Origin of the sequence: Microbacterium sp. ZW T2_14 (assembly GCF_044987405.1) — a bacterium.
GTDB lineage: Bacteria > Actinomycetota > Actinomycetes > Actinomycetales > Microbacteriaceae > Microbacterium.
Window position 1 is genome coordinate 1 of record NZ_JBJDRK010000083.1, and the last position, 12,831, is coordinate 12,831.

The 12,831-nt window shown below is 71.3% G+C and carries 12 protein-coding genes; 4 read left to right on the plus strand and 8 right to left on the minus strand.

Going from position 1 to position 12,831, the window contains the following annotated elements:
- Nucleotides 1-8: 8 nt before the first annotated feature.
- Genes ACI3KY_RS18970 through ACI3KY_RS18990 form a run of 5 tightly spaced genes read right to left on the minus strand, consistent with a single transcriptional unit; the run spans nucleotide 9 to nucleotide 6,060 of the window.
- A complete protein-coding gene (locus tag ACI3KY_RS18970; RefSeq protein WP_404931688.1) occupies nucleotides 9-845 on the minus strand; it encodes an amidase in 837 nt (278 codons plus the stop codon).
- Nucleotides 842-2,554, minus strand: coding sequence for a nickel ABC transporter ATP-binding protein NikE (nikE, locus tag ACI3KY_RS18975; protein WP_404931689.1), 1,713 nt, complete (start codon nucleotides 2,552-2,554; stop codon nucleotides 842-844). Before nikE ends, ACI3KY_RS18970 begins: the two co-directional genes overlap by 4 nt.
- Nucleotides 2,551-3,414, minus strand: a complete 864-nt coding sequence (locus ACI3KY_RS18980) for an ABC transporter permease (RefSeq protein WP_404931690.1) — start codon at nucleotides 3,412-3,414, stop codon at nucleotides 2,551-2,553. The genes nikE and ACI3KY_RS18980 overlap by 4 nt, the downstream gene beginning before the upstream one ends.
- Complete coding sequence (locus tag ACI3KY_RS18985) at nucleotides 3,411-4,370, minus strand: ABC transporter permease (protein ID WP_404931691.1); 960 nt, start codon at nucleotides 4,368-4,370, stop codon at nucleotides 3,411-3,413. Before ACI3KY_RS18985 ends, ACI3KY_RS18980 begins: the two co-directional genes overlap by 4 nt.
- A 34-nt stretch (nucleotides 4,371-4,404) precedes the next feature.
- Nucleotides 4,405-6,060 carry an ABC transporter substrate-binding protein gene (locus ACI3KY_RS18990; RefSeq protein WP_404931692.1) on the minus strand — a complete coding sequence of 552 codons (1,656 nt, stop codon included), beginning with the start codon at nucleotides 6,058-6,060 and terminating at the stop codon, nucleotides 4,405-4,407.
- Nucleotides 6,061-6,192: 132 nt separating this feature from the next.
- Here ACI3KY_RS18990 and ACI3KY_RS18995 point away from each other — a divergent pair, with 132 nt between their 5' ends.
- A complete protein-coding gene (locus ACI3KY_RS18995; protein ID WP_404931693.1) occupies nucleotides 6,193-6,786 on the plus strand; it encodes a TetR/AcrR family transcriptional regulator in 594 nt (197 codons plus the stop codon).
- On the opposite strand, the gene ACI3KY_RS19000 is transcribed toward ACI3KY_RS18995, so the two are convergent.
- On the minus strand, nucleotides 6,771-7,226 hold the full coding sequence (locus ACI3KY_RS19000) for a DUF3237 domain-containing protein (RefSeq protein WP_404931694.1): 456 nt from the start codon (nucleotides 7,224-7,226) through the stop codon (nucleotides 6,771-6,773). The two genes, ACI3KY_RS18995 and ACI3KY_RS19000, sit on opposite strands and share 16 nt — an antisense overlap.
- On the minus strand, nucleotides 7,223-8,905 hold the full coding sequence (locus ACI3KY_RS19005) for a CocE/NonD family hydrolase (RefSeq protein ID WP_404931695.1): 1,683 nt from the start codon (nucleotides 8,903-8,905) through the stop codon (nucleotides 7,223-7,225). Before ACI3KY_RS19005 ends, ACI3KY_RS19000 begins: the two co-directional genes overlap by 4 nt.
- Before the next feature lie 117 nt (nucleotides 8,906-9,022).
- Between ACI3KY_RS19005 and ACI3KY_RS19010 the strand changes: the two genes are divergently transcribed.
- The 3 genes from ACI3KY_RS19010 to ACI3KY_RS19020 all read left to right on the plus strand — a co-directional run bounded on the left by ACI3KY_RS19010 (nucleotide 9,023) and on the right by ACI3KY_RS19020 (nucleotide 11,421).
- On the plus strand, nucleotides 9,023-9,595 hold the full coding sequence (locus ACI3KY_RS19010) for a TetR/AcrR family transcriptional regulator (protein WP_404931696.1): 573 nt from the start codon (nucleotides 9,023-9,025) through the stop codon (nucleotides 9,593-9,595).
- Between the two features lie 129 nt (nucleotides 9,596-9,724).
- Nucleotides 9,725-10,825 carry a DNA polymerase IV gene (locus ACI3KY_RS19015; RefSeq protein WP_404931697.1) on the plus strand — a complete coding sequence of 367 codons (1,101 nt, stop codon included), beginning with the start codon at nucleotides 9,725-9,727 and terminating at the stop codon, nucleotides 10,823-10,825.
- A gap of 308 nt (nucleotides 10,826-11,133) precedes the next feature.
- A complete protein-coding gene (locus tag ACI3KY_RS19020) occupies nucleotides 11,134-11,421 on the plus strand; it encodes a GIY-YIG nuclease family protein (protein WP_404931698.1) in 288 nt (95 codons plus the stop codon).
- Between the two features lie 218 nt (nucleotides 11,422-11,639).
- On the opposite strand, the gene ACI3KY_RS19025 is transcribed toward ACI3KY_RS19020, so the two are convergent.
- Nucleotides 11,640-12,764, minus strand: coding sequence for a zinc-binding dehydrogenase (locus ACI3KY_RS19025; RefSeq protein ID WP_404931699.1), 1,125 nt, complete (start codon nucleotides 12,762-12,764; stop codon nucleotides 11,640-11,642).
- Nucleotides 12,765-12,831: the final 67 nt, after the last annotated feature.

The window sequence follows — 12,831 nt, forward strand, 5'->3', positions numbered from 1 at the left end:
CTCCTCGATCAGCGGCGGCGGCGCTGGCCGCGGCCGGTTGGGCCGTCGACGACGTCGAGCCGCCGCTGATCGAGGAGGCTGCGACGCTGTGGCGCCAGATCTCGACCACCGAGATGGTCGGCGCCGTGCATGACGGTGAATGCGGCGTCGAGGTCGTCGACGGTCCGGGCGATCGGCCCGTTCACGGCGAAGAACTGCAGCGACAGCGACACGGGTTCCGTGACGTCGGCCATCGGCGCGGGGATGCGGCCGGCCGACGGGCGCAGCGCGCACACCCCGGCGGCGTAAGCGGGCAGCCGCAGCGACCCGCCGTAGTCGTTGCCGAGGCCGAGCGGTGTCATGCCGGTCGCCACGGCGACCGCGTCGCCGCCGCTCGATCCGCCCGGCACCCGGAACGGGTCCCAGGGGTTGAGCGTGCGACCGAACAGGTCGTTGTCGGTGTCCCAGCGCAGGCCCCAGTCGGGCATGTTGCCGCGGCCGATCGGGATCGCGCCCGCCTCGAGCAGGCGGCGGACCATCGTGGCGTCCTTGGCGGGGACCGCCTCCGCCATGAACGGCCAGCCGCTGGTGCTCGCCGACCAGGTCAGGTCGATGTTCTCCTTCACGGTGAAGGGCACGCCGGCCAGCGACCCGACGGTCTCCCCGGCGTCGAGCGCCGCGTCGACGGCATCGGCAAGGGCGCGTGCCCGCTCGTGGAACACGACGGTGAGCGCGTTCACCGCAGGGTTCACCGCGTCGATGCGGTCCAGGTGGGCGTCGATCACGGCGCGTGCGGTCGTCGAACGCGAGCGCACAGCATCCGCGATCTCGCGCATGCTGAGCTGCCACAGGTCTCGGTCGGTCATCTCTCTCCTCGGGGCGTAGGGATCTTGGTCGTCGCGGTCGCGACGGTCGGCAGGGCGGACGTGCGTGCGGGGAGCCGGCGCCGCGGTACCCAGCCGGCCCGCGGGATCGAGTCGAGCAGCGTCCGGGTGTACTCCGCGTGCGGGCGGTCGAGGACGTCGGCGATGGGGCCCTGCTCCACGACCGCACCGGACTTCATCACGACGACGTGGTCGCAGAGCCGGCGAACGGTGGTCAGGTCGTGCGAGATCATCAGCAGCGCGACACCGGTGGTGCGACGGATGCCGTCGAGCAGCGTCAGGATCTCGACCTGCGTCGTGACGTCCAGCGCCGAGACCGCCTCGTCGAGGACCAGGATCTCGGGTTCGGCGGCGAGCGCCCGCGCGATCGCGACACGCTGCCGCTGGCCGCCCGACAGTGAACGGGGTCGCTGTGCGGCCAGCGCCGGCGCGAGCATCACGGCGGCCATGAGTTCGTCGACGCGGGCGTCGAGCTCGGCGCGGCCGATGCCGCGCCGATGCACGGCGACCGCCTCCGACAGACACTGACGCACCGTCTGGCGGGGGTCGAGGGACTGGTACGGGTCCTGGAACACCATCTGAGCGATGCGCGCCCGAGCCCGCCGGTCGGCCGCGCTCCGGGCCGGCCTGGTCCAGTCGGCGCCCTTGACGGTGACCGAGCCGGCATCCGCCGTCTCGAGCCCGCAGATGATGCGAGCGGTCGTGGACTTGCCCGAGCCGGACTCGCCGACGATGCCCAGCGAGCCGCCTCGCGCCAGCGTGAAGCCGACATCGTCGACCGCCACGAACTGCTCGCGGCCGCCGCGCGGCGAACGCACCGGGAACGTCTTGCGCAGACCGCCGACGGACAGCACCGGCGCCTCGACCCCGATGCGGTCCGCGATCAGGTCACCCGGCAGGGTGGCCGACAGCAGGCGCTGCGTGTACGGATCCGAGGCGTCCTGCCGCATCGTCGCCGCCCGCAGCGTCTCGACCGTGCGCCCGTGCTGCATGACCGCGACGCGGTCGCAGACGGCGCCGGCCAGCGCCAGGTCGTGCGTGATGAACAGCAGTGCGAGGTCGCGGTGGCGGCGGAGGTCGGCGATCACCGCCATCACCTCCTCCTGCGTGGTCACGTCGAGTGCCGTCGTGATCTCGTCGGCGAGCAGGATCGGCGGATCCATCGCGAGGGTCGCCGCGATCATCACGCGCTGCAGCAGTCCACCCGACAGGTCGCCCGGCCGCTGGCGCATCCGGCGCGCCGGATCCGGGATGCCGACCTCGGCGAGCAGGTCCTGCGCGCGCCGGTCCGCGGCATCCGGCTTCTCCCCCGCGACCGAGACGAGCGCCTCCGTCATGAAGTCGCCGATGGTGCGCAGCGGGTTGAGGTGCGCCCGCGGCGTCTGGAACACCATGCCCAGGCGCCGCGCGCGGATGTCGCGCAGACGCCGCGGCGGGAGCGTCGAGATGTCCTCGCCATCGATGCGGATCGTGCCGCCCACGGTGAAGCCCGGGGGAAGGAGTCCGGCGACGGCCCGCACCGACAGCGTCTTGCCCGACCCCGACTCGCCCACCAGGCCCAGTGCCTCGCCGGCACGCACCTGCAGCGTGCAGTCGTGCACGAGCATCCGCGGTTGCTGAGACTGTCGCCGAAGGTCGGGCGCCGGCGCGGCGATCGACACCTGATCGAGTTCGAGCACGAGAGCGGTCATCGGTCGGCTCCTTCGGCCCATGTGGTCACGCGTGCGCCCAGGATGTTGACCGCGAGCACCGTGACGACCACGAGCGCCGCCGGGAACATCGACTGCTCGGGCGCGCCGACGAGCAGCGACGGCTGCCCGGCGGCGATCATGACACCCCAGTCGGATGCCGGGGGCTGAGCCCCGAGGCCGAGGTACGAGATCGCGGCGAGGTCGAGCATCGCGTAGCCGAAGCCCACCGTGGACTGCGCGAGCACGGCCGGCAGGAGGGCGGGAACCAGGTGGCGGAAGCAGATGGCGAACGATCCGACACCCTGGATCCGCAGGGCGGCGACGTACGGCTTCGAGAGCTCCTGCCGCGCTGAGGCGCGCACCAGGCGCGAGACGATCGGGATGTAGGCGATCGACAGGGCGACGATGGGCGCGATGAGCCCCTTGCCGAACATGGACACGGCGAGCACCGCGAGCACGAGGCCCGGGATGGCGAAGATGACCTCGATCAGCCGCGAGCTCGCGCCGTCCACCCATCCGCCGAACCACGCGGACACGATGGCGATCAGCGTGCCGAGGAGCGACGAGGCGAGCACGACGAGGATCGGTCCGACCACGCTCGGGCGGGCGCCGACGAGGACGCGCGACAGGATGTCGCGGCCGAGGTCGTCGGTGCCCATCCAGTGGGCGGGCGAGGGCGGCGCCGCGACCGGTCCGACGTAGAGCTGGTTCGGGTCGTACGGGGCGAGCAGCGGGCCGAACAGCGCCATGCCCAGGATGCCGATCATCACGATGCCGGCCGCGATCAGCAGCGGATCGCGCACGGCCAGGCGACGGGCGAAGGTCGGGACGCGGCCGCCGGCGAGCTGGGCGACGCTCATGCGTTCCTCCTCGGCTTGACGGAATCCGGGTCGATCAGGGCGATCGCGATATCGGCCGCCGCGTTGAAGACGACGAACAGGATCACGAACAGGAGCGAGATCACCTGCACGACCGGGAGGTCCTTGCGGGCGGCCGCCTCGGTCAGCAGCGAGCCGAGCCCGCCCAGTCCGAACGCCTGCTCGGCGATGGCGGAGGCGGCGAAGAGCCCTGCGACGGTGGCGCCCGAGATCGCGAGGATCTGCGGCGACGCGTTGAGGAACACGTGATGCCGGAAGATCCGACCGCGCGGGATGCCGCGCACGCGGGCGGTGTCGACGTGCTCGGAGAGCAGCTGCCCGACCACCGCACCGCGCGTGATCCTGCTGAGGTAGGCGATGTACAGCACCGACAGCGAGATCGCCGGCAGGGTCAGGTGGTAGAGGTTGTCGAGAAGCCCTTCGCCGGCGCCGTACACCGGGAACCAGCCGAGCACGCGGCCGAAGATCCAGATGAGCAGGATCGCCACGACGAAGGTCGGCAGGGCGACGCCGAACGCAGTGGCGACGAGCACGGCACGGTCGGTTCCCCGCCCTCGTGTGGCGGCCAGGATGCCGGAGCCGACGCCGAACACCGCGATGAGCACCAGCGTGTAGAGCACGAGCAACAGGGTGATCCCGAAGCGCGGCGCGATGAGCTCGACGACCGGCGTCTTGTACACGAAGGACGTGCCGAGGTCGCCGCCGAGCACCCCCGTGATCCAGAAGAAGTACTGCACCCACACCGGCTGGTCGAGGTGGTACTCCGCCTTGATGGCCGCGACCATCTCCGGCGTCGGGCGCAGACCCCCGGCGAGCGCGACGACCGGGTCGCCGGGGGTGAGCAGGACCGCGGAGAAGATGACGATGCTCGCCAGGAACAGGGTGAGCACCAGCCCTCCGAGCTTTCCCAGCAGCTGCCGGGCAACGCTGGCGTTCATCGTCATCCCTCTCCGTTGCGCGGTGACGCGCCGATCACTTGCCGCCGAGGTGCTGTGCCCACGGGCTGGAGTACGCCGCGACCGAGGTCACGACACCGCTCAGCTCGTCGCTCAGGAAGGTCGTGTGGTACGAGCCCGCGAGTGTCACCTGCAGCAGGTCGGGCGCGAAGATCTCCTGCGCACCGACGTACGCCTCGGCCGCGCCCGTTGCATCCGGGGTGGTGCGCGCGGCCTCGAGCCCGGCGGTGACGTCGGGGTTCGCGTAGCCGGTCCAGTTGAAGATGCCGCCCATCTCGGCCGGGAGCAGGAACAGCTGCGGGTAGGCGAGTACGCCCGGCGTCTCGGTGTAGCCCGTCGTCGCGACGAAGTCGATGTTCTCGCGGGGGCCGGGGGCGGGCAGGAAGATCGCGGCGAAGTCCGCCGGCTGCCGCTCATCGATCTCGATCGTCAGGCCGATCTGCCCGGCGGCGCTCTGCACGATCGCCGCGGTCTGCGACAGCTCCTTGCTGCCCGCAGGGATCGCGAGGCGCAGGGGCACCGAGGTGTCCTCGCCCGATTCCTCGACGAGCTTCTTCGCGGAGTCGAGGTCCACCTCGGGCGCTGCGAGGGCGTCGTAGCCCGCCTGGTACACGTCGGCCGCCGACGAGCCCGACCACGAGAACGGGGCGACGAAGGTGCTCTGCGGCTGACCCAGCCCGTGCAGCACCGTGGAGATGTACTGCTGCCGGTCGATCGCGAGGCTCAGCGCCTGGCGGATCAGGGGATTCGCCCCCGCTCCGGTGTCACGGGTGGGACCGAACGAGAACGACGCCGTGGAGGGGCCGATGACCAGTCGGCCCTTGTCGGACGACTCGAACGCGCTGCGGCTGCCCGGCGCCACGTTGAACGCTCCGTCGACCTCGCCCTCCAGGAGCGCGTTCGTGAGCGTGGTGCCGTCGGAGATGAACCGGTAGGTGAGCTTCTTCACCAGCGGCGCACCGTCCCAGTAGTCCTCGTTGGCGACCGTGACGATCTCGCTTCCGGGCGTCCAGCTCTCGAGCTCGTAGGGTCCCGCACACATCAGCTCGCCGCCGGAAGTGCCCAGCGCCGGCCCCTGGGCCTCGCCCACGGCCTTGCTCAGCACCGCGCCGGCGCCGCCGGCGATGGCGTCGCGGAACGTCGAGTCGGGGGCCACGAAGTGCACCGTCACCTGGTTCTCGCCGGTGACCTCGATCCCGCCCTCCGGCGCGACGAGCACGAAGGCGCCGTAGAAGGCCGACGTGACGTCGGAGTGGTGGCGTTCGAGGCTGTACACCACGTCCTGCGGCGTCACCGGCGTCCCGTCCCAGAACATCACGCCCGGGCGGATGTCGATGACGAACGTCACCGGATCGACCCAGTCGGCGGTCTCCGCGATCCCGGCTTCGACCGTGAAGTCGGGCTGCACGCGCAGCAGGCTGTCGCACAGGTTCGGCTGGACGAAGTTGTAGTCGGCGCCCGGTACGAGCGAGCGCGGCTCGCCCTCCACGAGGGCCCACGTCACCTCGTCGACCTCGGTCGTGCCCGCGGGCAGCGCGTCGACGAGCTCGATGGGTGCGGACGTCTCATCGCCGGTCGGCGACGTCTCGACGTCGCGGGGCGTGCATCCCGCGAGCAGCACCAGGGCCGCAGCGGCTGCGACGACCGTGGCGGCCTTGCCTCGGTTTCTCATCTCGGTTCCTTTCGGGTCGGTCGAGGGAGATCACAGATCGCGGCGCCGTCGCCGCGGTATCCCTCAGGGTAGTACAACACTGTTGTACATCAACGTTGCATTTATGTTACGGGCGTGAATAAGGTGGGTGTCATGCCCCGGGAGGTAGACGCCGATCAGCGGCTCGCAGACATCGCCGCCGCGACGATCCGCGTCGCCCGATCCGGCGGCTCGCACGCCGTCACGATCCGCTCGGTCGCGAAGGAGCTCGGGGGCTCGACCACGCTGGTCACGAACTACCTGCCCTCGCGGGCGGCGCTCATCCTGAACGCCCTCGATCACGGGCGCGACCGCTGGCAGACCACGCTCGAGGCGTCGCTGGCTGCTGCCGCGCCGGAGGACCGTTTCGCAGCCGTCATCGAGTGGTCGCTCACGACGGGTCCCGACGAGCCGGTGCTGCGCGCGCTGATCCTCGAGATCGTCGCCAACGCCGACCGCGAGCCCGACCTCCGCGCGGCTCTTCACCGCGAGACGGCGGACTTCCAGCGCGGCCTGCTCGAGGAGGCACGGCGCGCCGGTTACGCCGACCCCGAGCACGTCGCCGGGCTCGCCTACCTGCTCGTGCGCGGGTCGTATGTCGCCAGCTCCGAGGACCCGGCGCGGTGGGACGAGCCGCAGCTGCGTCACGTGATCCACGCGACCCTCTCGGCGCAGCCGCGCACGAGCGTGCATCAGCGCACCACGTAGACCCGGACGCACACCTGGCCGTCCTCGTCGCGCGCGAGCCCGATGAACTGGTGCTCGGCCAGCCAGCGGTGGGGCGCGGCATCCGTCTGGAACACCGGCGCGGTGCGGAAGTAGTACTCCGTCTCGGGGACGTTCTCCCCGGCCTCGACGCGCGCGATCACCTCGGCCGATGCCCGGTAGTAGCCGCGGTTGATGATGTCGATGACCGCGCCGTCGTCGGCGCGCAGCAGATACCGCGCCTCCAGCTGGGCGGTGCCCGACCGCTCGACCGCCCAGTCGCCGCCTCCCGGCAGCACCTCGCCGTTGAGCAGCGGTCCGGCGACCGTCCCGCCCGCGATCGGGGTGAAGCTCAACTCCTCGTCGGCACTGCGGCCGATGCGCAGGTACGGGGCGATATCGACGCGGATCTCGAATGCGAACTCCAGCACGGGTTCGTTCATGGACGGGCCTCCTCGGCTCGGGTGTCGGGCAGAACTGTCAGGATGACGCGCAGCGGCTCGCCGCCGCCGAGCACGACGCGCTGCCGGTTGGTCGTGGTGGCCACGGCGCCCCACGGCTCCTCGCCGGTGCCCGGCTGCGGCAGGAATTCGGGGAAGTCGCTCGAGTGCACGTGCAGGCGCAGTCGGTGCCCGGCGTGCACGCGATAGCCCAGCTGTCCCAGGTCGATGTCGACGTTCGCGGGGTCTCGGGCGTCGGTGACGTCGACCTGGCCGCGCGCGATCCGCAAGGCCGTGCCGTCGGGCGCCAGATCGAGCAGCCGCGCGAAGACATCCATCACCGGACCGTCGGACGAGACGGATGCCGCGACCCGCACGGGCCCCGCCAGATCGACGTCGCGGGCGAACGCCTCGGTGGTGAACGACAGCACATCGGCCCGCGCGCCCAGCGCAGCCTCGTCGGGCTGGAAGAGCAGGAAGGCGAACGCGTTCGGCACACTCGAGGGCACGAGCTGTTCGGGGTCGTGCAGCCACTCGAGCTCGGTCGCGGCATCCGGAGCCTCGGTCGAGAGCCCTCCGCTCGCGTGCGCGTACAGCGTGCGCGTGACCGCCTGCGACGGAGGCCACGTCTCCGAGGCCCGCATGCCCGAGGTGCCGGCCAGATTCCAGCTGACCCGCGGGATGTCGGACGCCCGGCCTCGACCCCGCACGAACACCTCGAAGAAGTCGACCGCGGGTTGCAGCATCCGTGGCAGTTCCGCACGGATCTGCTCGTCGCCGCGCTCCTCGACGCGCGCCGTGAGCGGGTCGTCGAGGTAGTACGACTCGTGGTCCATGGATTCGATGCGGAGGAAGTGGTTCAGCGCCCACGCGGGTCGCTTCTCGATCTCGGCGACGTCGGCCCACGACAGCGGCGCGCAGTTGTCCCACCAGCCGATCGTGTGCAGGGTCGGCACGGGACGCGCGTCGAACGGGCTCGCGAACGGGAATCGCGGCAGGTGCACGGCGTGCGGATACCACTGGTCGTACGAGAGCGAGCGCGAGCCGAGCTCCGCCAGGACCTCCTCGGCCTGGGCGCTGAACGGGCGCAGGACCGGGTCGAGCTCCCAGAAGTAGGCGTCCTGGGAGTGGAAGTAGGTCAGCGGGTAGAGGTAGGTGATCGCCCACTCGACGGGCCGCGTCCGCTCCCCCACGGCGGCTCGGACCGGTTCCCCGAGCATGGTCCCGGTCACCCGCGGGGCGATGGCCTTCAGCGCGGGATGCTGCGACGCCACCGCCGCCCACTGCGTGTAGCCGTAGTAGCTGTCGCCCCACATCGCGACGCGGCCGTTGGACCACGCCTGCCGCACGATCCAATCGATCGTGTCGTGGCCGTCGTCGACCTCGTTGACGAACAGGAGTGCGTCGCCCTCGGAGCGGAACTTGCCCCGCACGTCCTGGGCGACGACGCGGTAGCCGCGGTCGGTGAAGTACTCGGCGATCAGCGGGATGAACGTGTACTCGCCGCTCTTGTCGTACGGCAGCCGGATCAGGATCGTGTCGCCGGGCGTCGCGTCGGGCGCCGCCGGGGCGCCCGGCAGGTACACGTCCGTCGCGAGGAGCACGCCGTCACGCATGCTCACGCGCTCCTCGCGGGCGGCGGGGCTGACGGGCGCGGGTCCGACATGGACGATCTGGGGCACTGACGACTCCTCTGCGAGCGGGATGAGAGCAACCGTAGGGATCGTCGCGTTGTTAGTCAAGTCTGACTAGACAATAAACTGTGACCTGACGCACTATGGTGCGAGAAGGAGGTTTCGATGGCTCGACCGTCCGTCGCCGAGGAGCGCACGCAGCAGATCGTCGACGCGACGATCCGCACCATCGCCGCCCACGGCATCACCGGAGCCAGCCTCGAGCGCATCGCCGAAGAGGCCGGCATGTCACGGGGACACGTGCGGCACTTCGTCGGAAATCGCGAGGAGCTGCTCCGCGAGAGCGCCCGCCGGTTCTACTACGAAGGCGCCGAAGGCGACTCGATGCTGCCGGCGGGAACGCGCGATGTCGCGCGCGCCCTCGACTTCCTGTTCGGCGACGAGTTCGCGTCGCCCGGCAACGAGAACGCCGTCGTGCTCGGGTTCGTCGAGGCGGCCCGCACCGATCCCGTGCTCGCCGGCCTGCTCGTATCCGCCTACCAGGGCACGCACCACGCGCTCGCCGAACTCCTGGGCGCCGAACACCCGGCCGCCGACGCCGCCGCATGCGCGTCCGTGGCCTACGGCGTCGTCGGCATCGCGCTGCACAACGTCTTCCTGAGCGACATCGCCTCGGCGGCGACCGGTACGGCGACCGCGCGCGCCGCGGCCGAGCGCCTCATCGCGACCCTGGACTGAGCCTCGGCAGGATACGGGCGCTGAGCGAGCGCCGGCGAGACGAAGCGGGACCCCCGGGCGCCTGCGCCTGCACGCTGTCGGCGATGCGGCCTAGTCTCGGGGCATGCGCCGGTCGCGAGAGGCGGGGGCATGAATGCGGATGCCGCGGTGCCGGCCACTGCGGTCAGGCCGTGGGTGCTGCACGTCGACATGGACCAGTTCATCGCGGCAGTGGAGGTGCTGCGCCGGCCGGAGCTCGCCGGCAAGCCGGTCATCGTCGGGGGGCGCGGGGATCCCACGGAACGCGCGGTCGTCTCGACCGCGTCGTACGAGGCGCGCGCGTTCGGCGTCGGGTCGGGCATGCCGCTGCGCATCGCGGCGCGGAAGGTTCCGGATGCCGTCATCCTGCCGGTCGACGCACCCCTTTACCTGGCCGCATCGGAACAGGTCATGGCGACGCTGCGCGACCAGCCGGGCGCCGTGGTGCAGGTGCTCGGCTGGGATGAGGCGTTCGTCGGCACCGAGACGGACGACCCCGAGGCGTACGCCCGCCGTCTGCAGCAGGACGTGCTCGACCGCACGCGGCTGCACTGCTCCGTCGGCATCGGCGACACGCTCGTGCGCGCCAAGGTCGCGACCGGCTTCGGCAAGCCGCGTGGCACCTTCCGGCTCACCGCCGACAACTGGCTCGAGGTCATGGGCGACCGTCCCACGATCGAGCTCTGGGGCGTCGGTTCCAAGGTGTCTAAGCGGCTCGCCCTGCTCGGCATCCGCACCGTCGCCGAGCTCGCCGTCGCGGGTGACTCCGCGCTGACGGGCGAGTTCGGGCCGCGGATGGGGCTCTGGTACCGGCAGCTCGGCCGCGGCGACGGCTCGGCCGTCGTCGACGACACGCCCTGGGTCGCCCGCGGGCACAGCAAGGAGACCACGTTCCAGGCCGACATCGTCGATCCCGCCGAGATCGAGGCGGCCGCCAGGATCCTGCTCGACGAGGTGCTGGACGAGGTGGCGGCCGACGATCGTCCGGTCGTGGGCCTCGGGCTCAAGGTGCGCTACGCGCCGTTCCTCACGAAGACCTTCACCAAGAAGATCCCCTCGACCGCCGACCGCGCGATCGTTCGCGCACGGACGATGGAGCTCGTCGCGAAGATCGAGCCCGGCCGCCCCATCCGCCTGCTCGGCGTGCGCGCCGAGATGGCGATGCCCGACGACGCGCGCGAGGGCCACACGCCGACCCGCAGCGGGTGGTGACGGCCGGGTCGGACATGGCGTCCCCGGTCCTCAACTGCCGGTCCCTGAGCTTGTCGAAGGGCCTGCACACGTCACCCCCGGTCCCTGAGCCTGTCGAAGGGCCCACACCGCAAAGCCCGCGGCCCTCACCCTCCGCTCCCTCAGCCCTCGGCCCATGTGCCTGTCGAAGGGTCCGCACCGCAAAGCCCCCGGCCCTCACCCTCCAGTCTCGACCCATGGCCTCCTGCGCACAGCGTCCCCTTCGGAGTCTGTACACAGATCCCGTCCGCTCTGTCCCCGTCACGCAACTGCGGGCGCAGAGTATGCACATGGCTTGGACATACATCCTCCGCTGCCGGGACGGCAGCTATTACACGGGCAGCACCGACAAGGCGCTCGAGGCCCGGGTATGGGAACACAACCACGACGATGCACGTGCGGCGAACTTCACGCGGAGGCGTCGGCCGGTGGTTCTGGTCTACGCCGAGGATTTCGGACGGATAGAGGATGCCTTCCACCGCGAGAAGCAGTTGCAGGGTTGGTCGCGCACCAAGAAGGAGGCTCTCATCCAAGGCCGCGGATCCGACCTTCCCGGGCTTTCGCGACCCGCGCCCTGAGCCCTTCGCAGGACGCTTCGACAAGCTCAGCGACCGGACGAGGCGCTTCGACAAGCTCAGCGACCGGACGAGGCGCTTCGACAAGCTCAGCGACCGGACGAGGCGCTTCGACAAGCTCAGCGACCGGACCAGGCCCAGCGACCGGACCAGGCCCAGTGACCGCACGAGGCGCTTCGACAAGCTCAGCGACCGATGACGTGACGCCGGGCGGCGCCGGGTCAGAGCCGGGGGTCGATCGCGACCCGCACATCGGCGCCCGCCGCGGCGCGTTCCAGCGCAGCGTCGAGCTGCGACAGCGGGTGCGGGCGCCCCACGAGCTGCGCGAAGGGATAACGGTGCGCGTGCTCCTCGAGGAAGCGGATCGCGCCGGCCAGATCCGCCGGGTCGTAGTTGTGCACCCCGCGGACGGTCGTGAGGTTACGGACCGTGCGTTCGGGATCCAGGGCGTACGACGGACCCGGTGAAACGCTGCCGACGAGCACGACGACGCCCCCGACGCCGATCTCGTCGAGTGCCGTGGAGACCGCTGCGGCCGCTCCCGAGGCCTCGATCGCGATGTCGAGCTCGCTCGCGCGCAGCCGTCGCAGTGCCCGGGCCAGGGACCCGGATTCCGCCGGGTCGATGATCGCGGCGGCGCCGAACGACCGGGCCAGCGTGCGCCGCGACGGGTCGGGATCGGCGACGATCACGCGGGCGCCGGCCCGCGTCGCGATCGCCGTGGCGGTGAGCCCGATCAGGCCGGCGCCCGTCACCAGCACGGTCGCGCCTTCGATGTCGATGATGTCGGCGGCCCGGTCCACCGCCGCCCACGCGGTCGCGGTCGCACACGCCGCCGGCGCGAGCACCGCGGCGGGGATCGACTCGCCGACGCGCACGATCGCTGTGCCCGCGCGCAGGTGCACATGCGTGGCGAAGCCCCCCGACAGCTCCCACCGCGCGACGAGCCGCTCGTGACCGTACTTGCGCAGCTCGCGGCACTTCTGCGGCAGGCCGCGCCGACACCGATCGCAGGAGCCGCAGGATGCCATGATCGACCACACGACGCGGTCGCCCACGCCGATCGCCACACCGTCGACGGCCCTCACGTCGTCGAGCACCTCGACCACGCGTCCGACGTACTCGTGGCCCAGCACCAGCGGCGTCGGGGCCTTGCGATGCCCCGAGACGGTGTGCACGTCCGAGCCGCAGACCGTCGCGAGCTCCAGCTCCACGAGCACGTCGCCCACGTCCAGCCTCACGCCGGGGACGGCGATCGCCTCGTGGGGTCGCCCGGGCCCGAGCCACACCATGGCGGTGGCGGGCGGCGCGAGGCGCACGTCGCGCGAGGCGACCACGGGGGCCATGGCCGCCGACGCCACGTCAGGCGTCGATTCCGAGGAGGGCCGGCAGCGCCGAGACGTCGTCGATGAC